This window comes from Candidatus Liberimonas magnetica (assembly GCA_020523885.1).
GTDB classification, from domain to species: domain Bacteria; phylum Elusimicrobiota; class Endomicrobiia; order Endomicrobiales; family JAFGIL01; genus Liberimonas; species Liberimonas magnetica.
This window is the reverse complement of record JAJAPY010000025.1, coordinates 1-18,235: the sequence shown is the minus strand read 5'-3', so window position 1 is coordinate 18,235 and position 18,235 is coordinate 1. Positions and strand designations below refer to the sequence as shown.

The 18,235-nt window shown below is 42.9% G+C and carries 13 protein-coding genes and 1 pseudogene; 12 read left to right on the top strand and 2 right to left on the bottom strand.

The annotated features are described in order from the left end of the window. Window positions 1-4 precede the first annotated feature (4 nt). The 12 genes from LHV68_13160 (at window position 5) to LHV68_13105 (ending at window position 12,881) form a co-directional block, all read left to right on the top strand. Window positions 5-1,531, top strand: coding sequence for a response regulator (locus LHV68_13160; GenBank protein MCB4792811.1), 1,527 nt, complete (start codon window positions 5-7; stop codon window positions 1,529-1,531). 132 nt (window positions 1,532-1,663) lie between these two features. Then, the gene (gene glmU, locus LHV68_13155; protein MCB4792810.1) at window positions 1,664-2,701 is read left to right on the top strand and encodes a bifunctional UDP-N-acetylglucosamine diphosphorylase/glucosamine-1-phosphate N-acetyltransferase GlmU; all 1,038 of its coding nucleotides are present in this window, start codon (window positions 1,664-1,666) and stop codon (window positions 2,699-2,701) included. A gap of 78 nt (window positions 2,702-2,779) precedes the next feature. Beyond that, the gene (locus LHV68_13150; protein ID MCB4792809.1) at window positions 2,780-3,709 is read left to right on the top strand and encodes a ribose-phosphate pyrophosphokinase; all 930 of its coding nucleotides are present in this window, start codon (window positions 2,780-2,782) and stop codon (window positions 3,707-3,709) included. Between the two features lie 93 nt (window positions 3,710-3,802). Beyond that, window positions 3,803-4,522, top strand: coding sequence for a 50S ribosomal protein L25 (locus LHV68_13145; protein ID MCB4792808.1), 720 nt, complete (start codon window positions 3,803-3,805; stop codon window positions 4,520-4,522). 99 nt (window positions 4,523-4,621) lie between these two features. Beyond that, window positions 4,622-5,212: an aminoacyl-tRNA hydrolase gene (gene pth, locus LHV68_13140; protein MCB4792807.1), complete on the top strand. Its 591-nt coding sequence runs from the start codon at window positions 4,622-4,624 to the stop codon at window positions 5,210-5,212. Between the two features lie 125 nt (window positions 5,213-5,337). Then, window positions 5,338-5,982 carry a methylenetetrahydrofolate reductase C-terminal domain-containing protein gene (locus LHV68_13135; GenBank protein ID MCB4792806.1) on the top strand — a complete coding sequence of 215 codons (645 nt, stop codon included), beginning with the start codon at window positions 5,338-5,340 and terminating at the stop codon, window positions 5,980-5,982. 148 nt (window positions 5,983-6,130) lie between these two features. Further along, the gene (locus LHV68_13130; protein MCB4792805.1) at window positions 6,131-6,997 is read left to right on the top strand and encodes a methylenetetrahydrofolate reductase; all 867 of its coding nucleotides are present in this window, start codon (window positions 6,131-6,133) and stop codon (window positions 6,995-6,997) included. A gap of 169 nt (window positions 6,998-7,166) precedes the next feature. Further along, on the top strand, window positions 7,167-9,236 hold the full coding sequence (locus LHV68_13125) for a hypothetical protein (protein ID MCB4792804.1): 2,070 nt from the start codon (window positions 7,167-7,169) through the stop codon (window positions 9,234-9,236). 22 nt (window positions 9,237-9,258) lie between these two features. Then, window positions 9,259-9,690: a hypothetical protein gene (locus tag LHV68_13120; GenBank protein MCB4792803.1), complete on the top strand. Its 432-nt coding sequence runs from the start codon at window positions 9,259-9,261 to the stop codon at window positions 9,688-9,690. A 43-nt stretch (window positions 9,691-9,733) separates the two neighbouring features. Then, complete coding sequence (locus tag LHV68_13115) at window positions 9,734-10,294, top strand: T9SS type A sorting domain-containing protein (GenBank protein MCB4792802.1); 561 nt, start codon at window positions 9,734-9,736, stop codon at window positions 10,292-10,294. A gap of 166 nt (window positions 10,295-10,460) precedes the next feature. Further along, window positions 10,461-11,867 (top strand): PorV/PorQ family protein, encoded by a 1,407-nt coding sequence (locus tag LHV68_13110; protein MCB4792801.1) that lies wholly within the window; start codon window positions 10,461-10,463, stop codon window positions 11,865-11,867. Window positions 11,868-11,897: 30 nt separating this feature from the next. Continuing rightward, window positions 11,898-12,881, top strand: a complete 984-nt coding sequence (locus LHV68_13105; protein MCB4792800.1) for an aldolase catalytic domain-containing protein — start codon at window positions 11,898-11,900, stop codon at window positions 12,879-12,881. An 876-nt stretch (window positions 12,882-13,757) separates the two neighbouring features. On the opposite strand, the gene LHV68_13100 is transcribed toward LHV68_13105, so the two are convergent. Together LHV68_13100 and LHV68_13095 are read right to left on the bottom strand one after the other, a co-directional pair. After that, the gene (locus tag LHV68_13100) at window positions 13,758-16,670 is read right to left on the bottom strand and encodes a hypothetical protein (GenBank protein ID MCB4792799.1); all 2,913 of its coding nucleotides are present in this window, start codon (window positions 16,668-16,670) and stop codon (window positions 13,758-13,760) included. 1,308 nt (window positions 16,671-17,978) lie between these two features. Next, window positions 17,979-18,071 (bottom strand): annotated as a pseudogene (locus LHV68_13095) (peptidase). Window positions 18,072-18,235 lie beyond the last annotated feature (164 nt).

Below are 18,235 nucleotides of genomic sequence, written 5' to 3'. Positions count from 1 at the left end.
AAACATGAATAATAAAGTATTGATAATTGACGATGAGCAGGGGATTAGAGACTTACTAAAATTCCTTTTGCAGCCAAAAGGATTTATTGTCTCAGATGCCTGCGGCGGGATAGAAGGCATAGAAATATTCAAAAAAGAGGTGTTTGATATTGTTATTCTTGATATCCATATGCCGAATATGAATGGAATGGAAGTGCTCAAAGTGATAAAACAGATTAAGCCGGAACAAATTGTAATAATTACCAGCAGTAGTTCTGACAGCGATTTTAAACTGGAATCTGAATCAACAAAATTAGGGGTATATACCTGTTTGTACAAACCTTTTAACACGGAAGAAATAATTAAAATAATGCAGGAAGCATTAAGCAAAAGGAAAAAAAACATGTTAATAAAAAACGATGTAAAAGTGCTTATTATTGATGACGAGCAGGGTATAAGAGATATGATTTCTTATGCTTTACAAAAAGAAGGTTACACGGTCAAAACCGCGCAGAACGGGAAAGAAGGCATTCAAAAAGTTGATGAGCAGGAAATAGATATTGTCATCACGGATATAAAAATGCCCGGCATTGACGGTATTGAAGTTCTTGAAAAAATAAAGGAGATAAAACCGGAGATAGAGGTGATAGTAGCAACAGGTTACGGGACCATGGAAACCGCTATTGAAAGTTTAAGAAAAGGCGCTTATGACTATATTAATAAACCGTTCAATATAAATGAACTGTCGCTTTTAATAGCAAAAGCTTATGAAACAAAACAATTAAAATCTCAATTAGTTAGTTTAAAGGAATTAGACAAGTTAAAAGCTGAATTTTTATCGATGATAACACATGAGCTTAGGACGCCCCTTATGGCGATCTCGGGCGCCCTTGAAATAATTATGAGCAAGGAAGATGTGGATGATGAAGGGAAACTAATAGACAAAATTAAACAAAGCAATGAATTGTTAGAAATAATCAAAAGAAATACAGAAAGGATACGGGCTCTTATAACCGACATGCTGGATTGCGCAAAAATTGAGGCAGGTTGCTGGAAATTGGAAAATAAAGATACGCCCGTTATTAAGATAATGAAGGAAGCCGTAAAGGAAACAGAATCATTAGCCAGTAACAAAAAGATAGATATCGTTCAACAGGTTTCTTTAACCGGCAATACTTACCAGGCAGCTGATATTATGGTCAACTGTGACTATGAACAAATAAAACGTGTTTTAACGAACTTTTTGACAAATTCAATAAAGTATACGCAGGAATCGGGAAAAATAGCCGTATGGTTTGAAAAAACAAACGGCGGGGTAAAGTTTACCGTTGAAGATAACGGCATGGGAATTGCAAAAGAGAATCTGGAGGCTGTCTTTGACAGGTTTTACCGTATTAATCAAACGTTCAAAAAAGATGCAGGGGGGTTCGGCTTAGGGCTTTCCATATGCAAGAAAATAATTGAACTGCATAACGGAAAAATCTGGGTAGAATCAGAAGGTTTGGAAAAAGGCAGTAAGTTTATTTTTACCCTTCCGATAGAAGGTCGTTGAATCCCGCCCAGCGGGATTCAACAATCTCTGATTTTCGTGTTTCTTCTATTTTTGCTATAATATGTACCTGATTATGAGCTGTTTTTTTAGAAAGTATTTAAAAATAAAATGTGGATTAGGGCAAAATAATAAATGAAGAAATTAGCTGTAGTAATTTTAGCCGCAGGTGAAGGAACAAGGATGAAGTCCTCCGTTCCTAAGGTTTTGCACGGCTTGGGAGGAAGGCCTCTTATCAGGTGGGTGTTAGATACTGTAAAATCTTTAGAGCCGGAAGCTATTTATGTCGTAGTAGGCCATGGCGCAAATCAGGTAAAAAAGGAACTTTCGAACGAAGATCTAAAGTTCGTTGAACAAGAAAAACAGCTCGGCTCAGGCCATGCCTTGCAACAGGCAGAGAAATACTTAAAGAAATATAAGGGAGATATACTTGTAATAAGCGCAGATGTCCCTTTGGTAAACCCTGCTACATTAAAGGCTCTTATACAGATTCATGAAAAAGAAAACAACTCTGCTACGGTCTTATCAGCTCTAGTTGAGGATGCTTACGGTTACGGCAGGATCTCAAGGTCAAAAAACGGCCGGGTGGCAGCTATAATAGAAGAAAAAGATGCCTCCGAATCTGTAAGGAAGATAAAAGAGATAAATAGCGGCATATACTGTTTTCAAAGCCCTTTGATCTGGGAAGCCCTAAACGAAGTAAAAACCGATAACGTAAAAAAAGAATATTATCTGACTGACGCTATTTCAATATTGAACAATATGGACAAAAAGGTAGGGAGCTGGCCCCGGGCAAAAGAAGATGAGCTACTCGGGATAAATACGAGGGTACAGCTTTCCTGTGCAGGAAGCATATTAAGACAGAGAATTAATAAAGAACTGATGCACTCAGGTGTTACTATAATAGACCCGTCAAACACTTATATTGATTTTAAAGTAGATATAGGCCGGGATACAACGATTCACCCGGGTTCGGTCATAAGCGGGGAAACCGTAATAGGAAGAAACTGCACTATCGGGCCTTATTCGGTTATAGAGGATTCAAGGATCCAGGATGATGTGTGCATCGTTTATTCCCATGTCCGGGGTTCAAACGTAAAAAGCAATTCGAACATAGGCCCTTTTTCTAATATAAGGCTGGGCAAGCAAATAAAAAACAAGGGTAGACGGTAGAAGGTAGATGGTAAATGGGTGGTTTTTGCACCGTTTACCTTTTACCGTCTCCCGTTTACCATAAAAGAGGTTACTAAAATGGACCTAAAAGTTTTTTCCGGAAATGCAAATAAAGAGCTGGCAAAAGAGATAGTAAAAAAGTTGAATATTAATCTAGGCAGGGCTCTCGTAAACAGGTTTAGCGACGGCGAGATCAGGGTAAAGATCGATGAGAATGTGCGGGGGAAAGACTGTTTCATAATACAGCCTACATGTACGCCCGTAAACGAAAACTTGATGGAACTGTTGATTATAACCGATGCCCTGCATCGTGCTTCGGCAAAACGGATCACCGCGGTCCTCCCGTATTACGGGTATGCAAGGCAGGACAGAAAAGCAGAGCCGAGGGTCCCGATAACTTCAAAACTGGTAGCAAATTTGCTGGTAGCTTCAGGCGTAACCAGGATCTTGGCCATGGACCTTCATGCAGGCCAGATCCAGGGGTTCTTTGACATACCTGTCGACCACCTCTATGCAGCGCCTGTTATCCTGTCATATTTTAACAGAAAAAAAATAAAAGACCTCGTAGTCGTTTCTCCGGACGCAGGCGGGGTGGAACGCGCAAGGGCCTTTGCAAAAAGGGTTGACGCTGACCTTGCAATCATTGATAAAAGAAGGCCCAGGGCAAATGAAGCAGCTGTAATGAATATTATAGGAGAGGTAAAGGGAAGGTCAGCGGTAATTTTAGACGATATCGTTGATACAGCAGGGACTTTGTGCAAGGTAGTTGCCGCCATAAAAAAAGAAGGAGCAGAAAAAGTCTATGCCGCGTGTACTCACGGAGTGCTTTCAGGTTCAGCGCTGCAGAAGATAAATGAGTCCGAACTGGAGGAATTGATAATAACTAATTCTATCCCTCTCGGGGATAAAAAAGCGGATAAGATAGTTGTCTTATCCGTGGCCCCGCTGCTTGCTGAAGCCATAAGGCGCATCTATAATAACGAGTCGATAAACGAACTGTTTGTGTAAAATAATTACAAAAGGTAAACGGTAGACGGTAGACGGTATCACCCGTTTACCATCTACCTTCTCCCGTCTACCATATTTTAGGAGGATACAACAATGGACAGAGTAGAGTTGAGAGTAGAACCAAGGGAATTAAAAAGCAAGAATACTTTGAAAACATTAAGAAAAGAAGGAAAAGTGCCGGGAGTTTTTTACGGGCATGGAGAAAAAACAACCCATGTTGCAGTTAACGCTAAAGAGTTCGATAAGTTCCTTCATTCAGGAGTGGGCAAGAATGTCCTTATCGACTTAAATATCGAGGGTAATAAAAAGACTGTGATTATAAAAGAATTGCAGAGGAACCTCCTTGACCACACCCTCAGCCATGTCGATTTTATGGCGGTCTCCATGAAACAGAAGATAGAAATAAACGTGCCTTTACATATAGTAGGCGTTGCTCCGGGAGTAAAGGATGCAGGCGGAATATTAGAGTATACGGTGCGCGAATTAAAAGTTAAATGCCTGCCCACCGATATTCCAGCGTATATCGATATCGACGTTTCAAACCTGCAGATCGGCAACGGCGTGTCCGTCAAAGACCTGCCGAAGATAGAAGGCGTTGAAGTGTTGAACGACCCGAACAGCCTTTTAGTCAACGTAGTTGCTCCGATGAAGATAGAGGAAGTTGCTCCGGTTGCCGCAGAAGCTGGAGTTGAGGGTGCTGCAGCCGCAGCCGCTCCTATGGAGCCGGAAGTTATAAGTAAGGGCAAGAAAGATAAAGAAGAAGAAGGCGCAGAAGCGGCGCCTGCTCCGAAAGAAAAAGAACAAAAAAAATAGAACCTCAGAGTCAAGGGTAAAGGGTCAAGTAGCAAGGATTATAAAAGACTTTCCTAAACCCTTGACCCTTTGCCCCTTGACCCTGTTTTCCATTAATTTATGGCTGATATTAAAATTATTGTTGGACTTGGCAACCCGGGCGAAAAATATAAGAAAACGCGCCACAATATAGGATTTAGGGTAGTTGAACTGCTGGCTGAAAAAGAAAACCAAAAATGGAAGGAGTTCCATGCTATAGCTGAGCTATCTTCGTTTTATACTGACGGGAACAAAATTATCCTGGTAAAACCTGTGCTTTTCATGAACAATTCAGGCCTGGCTGTAAGGCAGCTGCTGGAATATTTCAATATCCTGCCCAGCCAGATGCTTGTTGTCGTTGACGACTTTGCTATCCCTCTGGGGAAGCTACGGTTAAGGGAGAGGGGGTCTTCAGGCGGGCATAACGGCCTTGAGTCAATAATAGAACATCTGGCTACGCCGGATTTCCCGCGGCTCAGGCTCGGCCTAGGACCTGTTGAATTAAACACTGACCCGAAAGATTTCGTCCTTGGGAAATTTACCAGGGATGAAAATCTTCTGGTAAAACCTATGGTTGAAGAAGCCTTAAACGTGGTTTCAAATATCTTTAAACTTGGGTTTGCCAAAGCTGTATCAAAAATAAGAGTGTTGGAAAACCCCAACAATCTTTGATTACGGTGATTAACTGCAAGATGCCAGTGATTATTTATCGTTGATGTATCACTGTAATCGCAGTTTAAAATCACTGGGATCAAGACCGTTGATGACTTTTTCAACGGACTCAAAATAGGCGCAAAATGATAATAACTACCTCAAAACCTTTCAGCGAAATCCTTTCCAACATAAAATCCTATAAAAGAATATTTGTAGTAGGGTGTGCTGCCTGCGCTGCCAAATGCCAGACCGGCGGCGAAGAACAGGTAAAAAATATGATAGAAGAGTTAAAAAAAGAAAACAAGGAAGTTACGGGTTTTATCGTCCTTGATACGCCGTGCGATATGCGCATAGTAAAAAAGGACCTGGCGAAATTGCCAGAAGTTAAAAGAAGCGAAGCGCTACTTGTCCTTGCGTGCGGAGGAGGGGTTCAGGCGATAGAAAAGATAGTGGATAAACCTTTATTACCGGCATTAGACCCTGTTTTTGTGGGCAGTATAGAACGCATCGGCGTTTATAACGAGTTTTGTTCCATATGCGGGCAGTGTATCATAGACAGTACCGGAGGGATATGCCCTGTTGCAAGATGCGCAAAGAGCCTTATGAACGGCCCGTGCGGCGGCGCTGTAAACGGCAAATGCGAGGTTGACCCTGAACTGGATTGTGCGTGGGTGCTGATATATAATAAATTAAACAAGATAAATAAAAAAGAAAATATTTTTAAGGTTTTTATGGAACCGAGAAAACACTCTAAGCCAAAAAAATTAGATAATAGCCGGAAACTGTAGAAATACTAATGAAAATTGCAAAATGCAAATTGAAAAATTGAAACTGCAAAACAAGAATTAAAAATAATTTAAAGGTAGTTAAAATTTGTATTTTGCACTCTGCAATTTTCAATTTGCATTAAATTATCAATACTGTGGAGACTATTTTGTGACAAGCAAACTTTGCCAGAAACTGAAGTCAAACGAATTTATAATTACCGCAGAGCTCTTTCCTCCCAAAGGTGTTGATGTCGAAGACCTGCTAAGACGTGCTGACTTGATAGGTTCTTTAGTTGACGGTATAAACGTGACGGATAACCAGCGCGCATCCATGAGGCTCGGCTCTCTTGCCACGTGCAGGCTTTTAAAAGAAAAAGGGTATGAGCCTATCCTTCAGATGGCCTGCCGCGACAGGAACCGCATAGCTCTTCAATCAGACCTCTTAAGCGCATACGTTTTAGGCATAGAAAACGTTTTGATCATAAGTGGAGACCACAACAGCATTGGCGAATACAAAGATGCAAAACCTGTCTATGACCTTGATTCAACCCAGCTCTTGAAAGCTGCCCGGACCCTTGAATCAGGAGTTGATATGGCAGGCAAAAAATTAAAAGGCTCTCCGAGGTTTTGTCTTGGGGCGGTAGTAAACCCGACAGCTGACCCGATAGAGCTTCAAATAATGATGATGGAAAAAAAGATAAATGCAGGCGCCGTATTTTTTCAAACCCAGCCGGTCTATGACATTGAACAATACAAAATATTCCTTGAAAAAACAAAGCATTTAAATACAAAGATAATGCCAGGAGTTATTCTTCTTAAATCTGCCCAATTTATAAAAATTATGGCAGGGCTTCCCGGAGTTAACATTCCAAAGGCGGCTGTTGAAAGAATAGAAAAAGCAAAAGACCCGTTAAAAGAGGGGATAAATATCTGCGCCGAAATGATAAGAGAATTAAGAAAATGTGCTGACGGTGTGCATATAATGGCTATCGGTCTGGAAGAATATATCCCAGAAATCCTTGAAAAATCTAAATAAACTAACAGAGGCGATTAATTATGTGACTAAAAACACATTGAAAATGTGTTGACAATTATTGCTAATACTGATATACTTTTCGTGTAAAATAAAATAGTTTTTTAGCGGGCCGAAATTAAAATAAACGATTAACAAAAACAATAGCTTAAGAATTCCAGGAGGGTTTAAAATGGCAAGAAAATCCCGTTTTATCGTATTAACGATTTTTACACTACTTTTTACAGGCAGTTTCCTAAAACTCTATTGCGCAGTCCCCAAACTCATAGGTTTTCAGGGAAGGCTAACCAATGCATCCGGCCAGGCCGTAACAGGCTCCAAGGAAATAATTTTTAAGATATACGATTTAGGGACGGACGGTACGGTCTTGTGGAATGAAACTCAGACGGTAACTCTGGATTCAAGCGGGTTTTACAATGTTTACCTGGGCGAGGTAACGCCGTTGAATATTGAATTCAGTTATCCTTGCTGGCTTTCTGTGACCATAGGCAATGAGACCTTGAGCCCCAGGTACAGGCTTGTTCCTACCGCGTATTCGTTTTATTCGTTAAAGGCCTCAACCGCTGTTTTTGCTCAAAGCGTGAACTGGGCTGACGTGAAAAATAAACCCACCGGGCTTGATAACGGCGTAGGGGCAAACACTATAGGAAGCTATCAAATTATTGACGGAACGATTACGGTAAGCGACCTGGCTTCAAATATCGACGCAAGCGCAAAAGGTTTTAATGCGGATAAAGTCGACGGATTGCACGGGTCTCAGTTCATAAGGAACGATGCTGCAGAAGTAGTCACTTCAACACATATAAAAAACGGAACGATAACAAAAAGTGATTTAAATTTTGCTATCTATAATACTATAATAAGCACCTCTAATCCGTACTGGCTGCTTCTAAGTACAGGAGGCAGTATTCCTATCGGCGGCATACATACTCATACCGGGCTTGCGCCGGCTCCTCATGCGGTAACTCATTACGAAGGCGGCTCGGACTCAATCTCAGCCAAGTATGTCCCAAGAAATAACGGCGTGATTTATTCCACAAACACTTATTCTGGTCAGAACACATTTACAAAAATGGTTACGATTTCAACCTCTGCCTCAGTATCAGGTACCCTGGGTGTCACTGGCAATGTAAGTATCGGCGGAACTCTTGATATGACGAGTAAAAAAATCATCAGCCTTGCAGATCCGACAAATGCACAGGAAGCCGCAACGAAAAGCTATGTGGATTCATCAATATCCGGCGGAAGCGGAATATTAAATTTAAATAATACATTTAATGGTGCGAATACATTTGCAAAACTTACGACAGCAAATCAAGGCATATATGCGTCGTCAATGACGGTATCAAATGCCGTATTTGTTTCAAGTTATGTCCATGCTAATAATATTCAAAGCAATAATACAACTTTGACTCTCAAATCTGTAAATAACCAGGTTAATGTTGCAGGAAATTTGTCTGTGAACAATAATTTGTCTGTCAGCGGGCCCTGCACTTTGGGGAGGACTTTAACGGCAGGTCAAGGTATAAATACTGCGACAATGACCGTAGCCGGAAAAAGTACATTTTCAGGCAATGTTAGCATGTTAAAAGGTATTTATACTGTTGATAAAAGCACATTTAATGGGCTTGTTAAATTTTCCTCATCTACTATATTTAACCAATCGGTTTCGATTATTTCACCGTCAACTTCTGTGTGGCTGGGAGGAGGCTGTTATCTTGGCATAGGCACTCTCCCGACACCAGCGTATTCTATAAAGGCTGTAGGTGAAATAAATGCAGGCGGGTATTCTATGACAGCTGTTACGAGGTATTATACGATACCTGCTACTACCTTTATTGGATTTACTTCCGGAATGGTAAGCATTTCAACCAGAGGGTATGTTACAATCAATGGGGCGCAAGATATAAATGGGATCGCTCCTCTTTGTCTTCCTAATGGCGCTATAGTTACTAATTTAAAAGCAATATTTTCTACGGTTCAAGCAACAGATAAAGTACTTGTAGATATGTATAAGTTTGATTTTACTGGTTCTGGTGTTTGGACAAATATGGCAGAAGTATCATTTACAGGAGCCACCAGTCTTACATCACAAAATACATCAACCATTGTAAGTGCACAAATAGATAATACGGCAAATACCTATTATGTCCATGTTTATATGCATCCTGCTACAGGTGGAAATATTGTGAGATTATATGGTGTTGTAGTTACCTATACAGTCACAAATCCCTATCCGTAAAATTTCCGAGTTTTACATTTTTATGAAAAGCGGAATAATATTTGGTTTTTTTATCATAATTTCTGTTTGTAGTATTTTAATTCCCGTAGGAAAAAAGGATAAGATATTAGTATCTTCCGGAGCTGATTACGCTGAGTGGTTTGAGAAAGAAAGCGGGTCAGTAATGCCAGGAGATATAGTCGGGCTTAACGTCAGGACCGGCAGGGCAAGGAAATATGTTGAAGGCGACGCCCTTTTAGGGATATGTTCAGGCAAACCGGGATTTGTGGGCGATAAGCCGGACAATAAAACGGATGACGAGATGGAGATGGGCCACATTTTAGTTGCGCTTATGGGCAAATTAAGAGTTAATAAAGATATGGTTAATCTGAGTGACAGGGAAGTGAGAACCAAAGACGGAGTTTTCGTAGGCTATATCCTCAGCGACGGCAGAGTATTTATAAAAATGAAATAAACCGTGTCCCACCGCGTAGGTGGGATTTGGTTAGGAGCTTTGTATGTTTTTTAGCTTTAGAAAACCGACTTCTACTACGGTATTAATGCTTTTTATCGTACCGGTACTTTTTGCTGCAGCCATGGTTGGAACGAATTATATATTGACAGGGCCTCTTATGACAGCTGCAGGAGGCACAGGCACTTCTCCAAGTTACCAGGTTGTTGCCACAGTAGGTCAAACTGCATCCGGTAATGCCGAGAGCCCGTCTTTTAAAGCAGATTCAGGTTCTGCTGCTCAGCAACAAACTGTGGTCCTTCCTCCCCCAACTACTGATCTAAACAGTGTTTTTGTTTATCCCAACCCGCTAAAACCTGGAAGCGGCGGGTTGTTTGATGCAAGCACTATAACTTTCAAAAAACTAACACATAAGGTAACAATAAAAATATATACATATAATGGAATGCTTGTAAAGACCATAAACAAAAATGACGCAACTGTTGACTATTACCAATGGGACACCATAGATGAAAACGGCGCTAAAGTTTCAAGCGGTATATACATATATTTAATCACGAATGCAAACGGCGAAAAAGCTAAAGGGAAGTTTGGGATAATAAGGTAAAATGTACAGGGTGAGCAAACAATGCACGAAAAGACGTTCGCCGTTGCAGGCTCACTTCACTTTGGCAACTCCTAAAAGTTCAAGTCGTTGCCAAAAGGCATTTTCTTAGCATTGCTTGCTCACCCTGCCTTATAAGAGAGGTGAGAGAGTAAAAAGGGAGTTATTGATGATAAGAAAAATAGCATTGACTTTTCTTATTCAAATTTTATGCATATCTTTATCGTTTGCAGCAAATAAAATGGCAAGCGCTCAGTTTTTAAAACTCGGGCTTGGGGCAAGGGCTGTTGCTATGGGGAGCGCCTATACAGGTGTATCAGATGAGATAAATGCCATATACTGGAACCCGGCGGGGCTTACTCAAATAAAAGGAAATGCTGAGTTGACCCTGATGCACGCTTTATGGTTTCAGGATATATCATTTGATTACGCCGCATATTGCCATGAAGGATTTGGCGGAGTGCTAGGCATCGGTGTTAATTACCTGGGATCAGGCAATATAAATAAATATGACATTTCAGGAAATGCTCTGAACCAGACCTACAGCGCAACTGATATGAATACATGCCTTACTTATGCAAAAAAGTTTGGAGTTGTATCCTTTGGTTTGAACTTAAAACAAGTAGCGTCTAAAATAGAAGATGAGCAGAGCTCGTCCTTGGTAGGCGATCTCGGCGTTTTTTTCAGCCTTTTTAATAATATAAATATAGGCCTTGCAGCACAAAACTATGGCGGAGAAGTGAAATTCAGGAATGAAATTGAAGAGCTCCCAAAGATATTAAGGTTCGGCTGTGCTTATAAAATGGAAAACTTCATATTAGATGTCGATCTGGTATCTTCATCGGATGAAGATGCGGATATACATGCCGGTATAGAGTATGTCCCGGGTTTTATTACTAGGAACTTTGCGATAAGAGCGGGGTATAAAACAAAGGCTTCGGCTAACTTTGAGGCCCTGGCAGGTGTAACGGCGGGTTTTGGATTAAAAATCTCAAAGTACACCCTTGATTACGCTATGGATACGTTCGGTGATTTAGGTTATACGCATATGGTTTCTTTGGGGCTGAAGTTTGGTTTGCCGGAAGAAGAAGCGGAAGCGCCGGCTCCAGCTGTTTCTAAAAAAGAAGAAACTAAACAGGGTACGGCAGAAAAAGACATAAAGGGAAAACAGCTTAACGTGGCTGTGCTGGATTTTCAGGCTCTTGCGCCTATATCAATGTCAGAGGCAACTTTTACTACGGAGATATTCAGGTCGAGCCTTGTCAAGTCAAAAAGGTACAAGATAGTTGACAGGAACAACATGGAAAAGGTGCTGGCTGAACAGGGTTTGCAGCAGACAGGTTGTACTTCAAATGAGTGCGCTGTTAAGATGGGCAAACTGCTTAATGTCAACAAGATCGTTTCAGGGACGTTCGGCAAACTCGGCGCTCATTACCTTCTTACGATAAGCGTTCTGGATGTTGAGACCAGCGAAATAATCTATTCGGATAAGGCTTTCTGTAAAGAGCTTACCCCTGACCAGGTACAACTTATGACAGATGGCTTGTTACAGAGGCTTTTAAAAGAAGTTAAATAAGGAACGGAGGTATTAGTGCCGGACAACAACATGGATAAGGACAAAAAGGGGACTTTACTTACGTATAGGCCGGATATTAAAATATTGGATTGTACGATAAGGGACGGCGGGCTTATTAATGACCATAAATTTGACGATAAATTCGTAAAAGCTGTTTATGAAACCTGTGTTTCAGCAGGGATCAATTATATGGAAATCGGGTATAAATCGTCAAAAAAAATATTTTCAAAAACAAATTTTGGGAAATGGAAATACTGCGACGAAGACGATATCAGAGAAATAGTCAAAGACAACAAGACCGGGCTTAAACTCTCGGTCATGGCTGATGCAGGAAGGACGGATTATCACGAAGACCTCCTGCCAAAGGAAAAAAGTGTTATCGATCTAATCAGGGTGGCCTGCTACATCAACCAGATACCTACCGCTGTGGATATGATACAGGACGCCAATGACAAGGGCTATGAAACATGCCTACAACTAATGGCTATAAGTGTTGTAGGAGAAAAAGAAATAACCGAAGCTTTGGAAGTTATATCAAAAACGCCTGCCAGCGCGGTTTATATTGTAGATAGTTTCGGGTCGCTTTATGCGGAGCAGGTAAGGGATTTGACCAAACTTTTTCTTAGTGTACTTAAAGGGAGCGGAAAAGAGGTCGGAATTCATGCCCATAACAACCAGCAGCTTGCTTTTGCAAACACAGTAGAGGCCCTGGTTACCGGAGCAAGCAGGCTGGATTCAACCTTGTCTGGTATGGGTAGAGGCGCAGGGAATTGCTCGACTGAGCTCATTGTAGGTTTTCTTAAAAATCCCAGGTTTCATTTAAGGCCGGTTCTTGAATGTGCGGAAAAAGTTATGTTGCCCATGAAGAATTCACTTGACTGGGGGTACAGCATCCCATATATGTTAACTGGCCAGTTGAACCAGCATCCCAGAGAAGCCATCAAGTGGAGATCTGGTGAAAATAAAGACAAATATGTTGAATTTTACGATAAAATGATAGACGAAGTCAGCTGATATTCTTGCCAATCCGATACGATTTGTTATTGTTACCACTCTACACATTTGAATAACAATCCAAACACTTAGTTGTTTCAATGCAGATACTGCCATAATTTTCGGATTTGTTTTGGAAGGCTATAGAATGACTAACTTGTGTCAACATTATATATGTATAATATATAAATAAGAAAACATTTTTCAAATGTTTTCCTGTAATAATCTCCGTATTAATTTTTCCAGTATTTTGCTAGAATATCAGTCTAAAGAATTTGCAGAAAACCCAAATTTTTTAGTGTGTGAGATCTAGAGGTGATAAATTTCTAAACTTGAAGTTGAAAAAATGAGGGTTAGGCAACTTAATGCCTATAACAATAGACTTGCAAAAAAATATTTAAATAACCCTTGCAAAAAAAAAACTATATATTATACTATTATTGAACAAGAAGTGTGCTGAACATTTAAACATTAGTTTTTTGATGAAATGATGTCGTAGAATGACCAGGATTAAGTTATGAAAAAACAAAAAGCTTCCATAACTTTTGTTTTATTGCTAGTGCTGTCTTTAGCGCTATTATTTATAACTGATAGCTACTGCGCTACACCTAATACTGTTAATTATCAGGGCAGATTGCGCATGAACGGCCAACCTGTGAGCGATGTAAAATCCATTGAATTCAGAATTTATGACGCAGCTACGAGCGGTAACCTTATATGGTCAAGTGACGCAAGGAATGTAACAATAAGCACAGGGATATTTTCATATCAGCTCGGTTCTCAGAATGGGCTCGGATATAATTTTGCTGCCATTGACTGGGGTGGCGGCACATACTGGCTGGAAATAGTAGTAGAAGGTTCTGCTCTTGTACCCAGAGAACAATTTACCACCTCCCCTTACTCGTTTTTCGCAACAACAGCTACTTTCACTAACAATCTAACCGGCGGATCAGTCGGAGCTATCCCATACCAATCAGGTTCAAATGTAACAGGCTTTTTAGCACCCGGAACGCCCGGATATGTATTGACGAGTAACGGTGCCGCAGCTCCGACCTGGAGCCCTAATGTAGCACCATCCGGTTTATCGGGCTTAACCGGCTTGACGGGAATATCAGGAATATCAGGAATATCGGGATCGACCGGAATATCCGGTGAAACAGGAATTTCAGGTTTGTCCGGCTTATCAGGAATATCCGGAATATCAGGCTTAGAGTGTTCTGTGTCAGGTATTTCAGGTTTATCCGGCTTGTCAGGAATATCAGGCTTAGAGTGTTCTGTGTCAGGAATATCAGGCTTATCCGGCTTGTCAGGAATATCTGGATTACCGTGTTCTATTTCCGGAATATCAGGACTGACAGGCCCAGAAGGTGTAAGCGGCCTATCAGGCTTATCCGGCCTATCAGGCTTATCCGGCATATCAGGTGAAACCGGCTTATCAGGTTTATCAGGAATATCAGGACTATCAGGTTTACAAGGATTAGCTGGCGGAGAAGGCCTCTCCGGCCTCTCCGGCCTCTCCGGCCTATCTGGCTTATCTGGAATACAAGGAACACAGGGAGAAACCGGAATATCTGGTATAAGCGGCTTATCAGGAATATCCGGAATATCAGGTGAAACAGGTTTATCGGGTTTATCAGGAATCTCCGGATTAACAGGAGAAGCCGGCGGAGCTGGAATTTCGGGAATATCAGGCTTATCCGGCTTGTCAGGAATATCAGGTTTATCAGGCATATCAGGCATATCAGGTGCGATTGGTACATCCGGTTTATCAGGCTTATCAGGGATATCCGGAATATCAGGTGCAACGGGTTTATCGGGTTTATCAGGAATCTCCGGATTAACAGGAGAAGCCGGCGGAGCTGGAATTTCGGGAATATCAGGCTTATCCGGCTTGTCAGGAATTTCAGGTTTATCAGGCATATCAGGCCTATCAGGTGCGATTGGTACATCCGGTTTGTCAGGCTTATCCGGCATTTCAGGAATATCAGGTTTAACCGGAACAATTGGCGCAGAAGGGATGTCAGGCTTATCCGGCTTGTCAGGAATTTCAGGCATATCCGGCTTAGAAGGGATATCCGGTTTATCCGGCGTATCCGGAGTATCGGGAATATCCGGTGAAACCGGCTTGTCAGGCATATCCGGCCTGTCTGGTTTACAGGGAGAAGCCGGTGGAGCAGGAATCTCCGGAATATCCGGCTTGTCAGGCATATCCGGCCTCTCAGGTTTGTCTGGAATATCAGGAATCTCCGGAATATCCGGCTTATCAGGTGCGACAGGTGTATCAGGCATATCGGGCTTATCAGGGATCTCCGGTTTAACAGGAACACCCGGCGATGAAGGGGTATCCGGAATATCCGGTCTATCAGGTTTGTCAGGCATATCCGGCCTATCAGGTTTATCTGGAATATCCGGTGCAACTGGTTTATCCGGCATATCCGGTTTAACTGGAGCAGACGGCGGAGAAGGCATATCCGGCCTCTCCGGCCTCTCTGGCTTATCTGGGATATCAGGGATATCCGGTGCGACGGGGGTATCAGGTTTATCAGGGTTATCAGGAATTTCAGGAATCTCCGGTTTAACAGGAACACCCGGCGATGAAGGGGTATCCGGCTTATCAGGTTTATCAGGAATATCAGGCATATCAGGAATATCAGGTGAAACCGGCTTATCAGGTTTATCAGGAATATCAGGCATATCAGGTTTACAGGGATTAGCCGGCGAAGAAGGCCTCTCCGGCCTGTCCGGTCTCTCTGGCTTATCTGGGATATCAGGGATATCCGGTGCGACAGGGGTATCCGGCTTATCCGGCTTGTCAGGAATATCAGGCATATCAGGTTTAACTGGGACACCCGGCAATGAAGGAATGTCTGGTTTATCCGGCCTCTCCGGTTTATCAGGGATATCAGGCATATCCGGCCTATCAGGCTTATCTGGAATATCCGGTGCTACTGGTTTATCCGGCATATCAGGTTTAACTGGAGCTGAAGGTGGAGTAGGCATATCTGGTATCTCCGGTTTATCCGGCTTGTCGGGTATATCAGGAATATCTGGTGAGACAGGAATCTCCGGTTTATCCGGCTTATCCGGCATATCAGGAATATCTGGTTTAACGGGATCAATTGGTGGAGAAGGAGTATCCGGCATATCAGGCTTGTCAGGAATCTCCGGCATATCCGGTGCGACAGGAATATCAGGTTTATCAGGCATGTCAGGCCTATCCGGCATATCCGGTGAAACCGGTTTATCAGGAATATCAGGCCTATCCGGATTAACAGGAGAAGCCGGCGGAGCAGGCATATCCGGCATATCCGGTTTATCAGGAATATCAGGCCTGTCCGGCATGTCAGGCCTATCCGGCATATCCGGTGCGACAGGAATATCAGGAATCTCCGGTGCGACAGGCATATCCGGCATATCAGGTTTAACAGGGGCAGCCGGTACAGAAGGAATGTCAGGCTTATCCGGATTATCTGGCCTATCTGGTTTATCCGGCATATCCGGTGCTACGGGGATATCCGGATTATCTGGCTTATCAGGAGTTTCCGGTGAGACAGGCATATCCGGCTTGTCGGGCTTATCAGGCATATCCGGATTAACAGGAGAAGCCGGCGGAGCGGGCATATCCGGAATCTCCGGTTTATCCGGTTTGTCAGGGATATCCGGTTTATCGGGAATATCCGGCATATCCGGTGCTACGGGGATATCCGGATTATCTGGCTTATCAGGAGTTTCCGGTGAGACAGGCCTATCCGGTTTGTCAGGCTTATCCGGAATTTCAGGTTTAACAGGGTCAGCCGGCGGAGCGGGCATATCCGGAATATCCGGTTTGTCAGGGATATCCGGTTTATCAGGTATATCAGGAATATCTGGTATATCAGGCGAAACTGGTTTATCCGGTTTGTCAGGCCTATCAGGCCTATCCGGTATATCCGGTTTGACTGGGCAAAATGGTGGAGTAGGTCTATCCGGTTTATCCGGTTTGTCAGGCCTATCAGGAATTTCAGGTGCGACAGGTCAATCCGGATTATCTGGCTTATCAGGAGTTTCTGGTGAGACAGGCATATCAGGCTTGTCGGGCTTATCAGGCCTATCCGGATTAACAGGGTCAGCCGGCGTAGAAGGTAAATCCGGTATATCCGGTTTGTCAGGATTGTCCGGAATATCCGGTTTATCAGGCATATCCGGTGAAACTGGTTTATCAGGTATATCCGGAACCTCTGGTTTAACAGGAGAAGCTGGCGGAGCAGGACTATCCGGCATATCAGGTCTATCAGGAATATCAGGCCTATCAGGTGTATCCGGAACCTCCGGTTTAATAGGTATATCAGGTTTATCAGGATTATCAGGTATATCAGGTTTAGCGGGACTATCTGGCGGAGAAGGGATCTCCGGCATATCCGGTTTGTCAGGCCTATCAGGCCTATCAGGCATATCAGGCATATCAGGTGAAACCGGCTTATCAGGTGTATCTGGGATTTCCGGTTTGACTGGATCAATCGGTGGAGTAGGAGTGTCAGGTATATCCGGTCTATCCGGCTTGTCAGGAATATCAGGAATCTCAGGTGCAACAGGAATCTCTGGTATATCAGGGTTATCAGGCCTATCAGGCATATCTGGTTTAACAGGATCAGCCGGAGGAGAAGGAGTATCCGGTCTATCCGGCTTGTCAGGAATATCAGGAATCTCCGGTGCGACAGGAATATCAGGTGAGACCGGAGTATCAGGCCTATCCGGTCTGTCAGGCCTATCCGGTATATCCGGATTAACAGGAGAAGCCGGCGGAGCAGGCTTATCAGGTCTATCCGGCATTTCCGGTTTGTCAGGTTTATCAGGTATATCAGGCTTGTCAGGCTTATCAGGAATCTCCGGCCTATCGGGTTTATCAGGAATATCAGGCATCTCAGGATTAACAGGAGAAGCCGGCGGGGTTGGAATATCAGGCATCTCCGGTTTATCAGGATTGTCAGGCTTACAAGGCATATCAGGTGCAACTGGTTTATCAGGTACATCCGGCATATCCGGATTAACAGGAGAAGCCGGCGGAGCAGGCCTATCCGGCCTATCCGGATTGTCAGGCTTATCAGGCATATCTGGTTTAACAGGATCAGCCGGAGGAGAAGGAGTATCCGGTCTATCCGGTTTGTCAGGTATATCCGGAATATCCGGCTCAACCGGGATATCAGGATTGTCGGGTTTATCTGGGTTATCAGGAATCCCTGGAATATCTGGTTTAACAGGATCAGCCGGAGGAGAAGGAGTATCCGGTCTATCCGGTTTGTCAGGAATATCAGGCATCTCCGGTTCAATAGGTATATCAGGATTGTCAGGCTTATCAGGAATCTCCGGCCTATCGGGTTTATCAGGAATATCAGGCA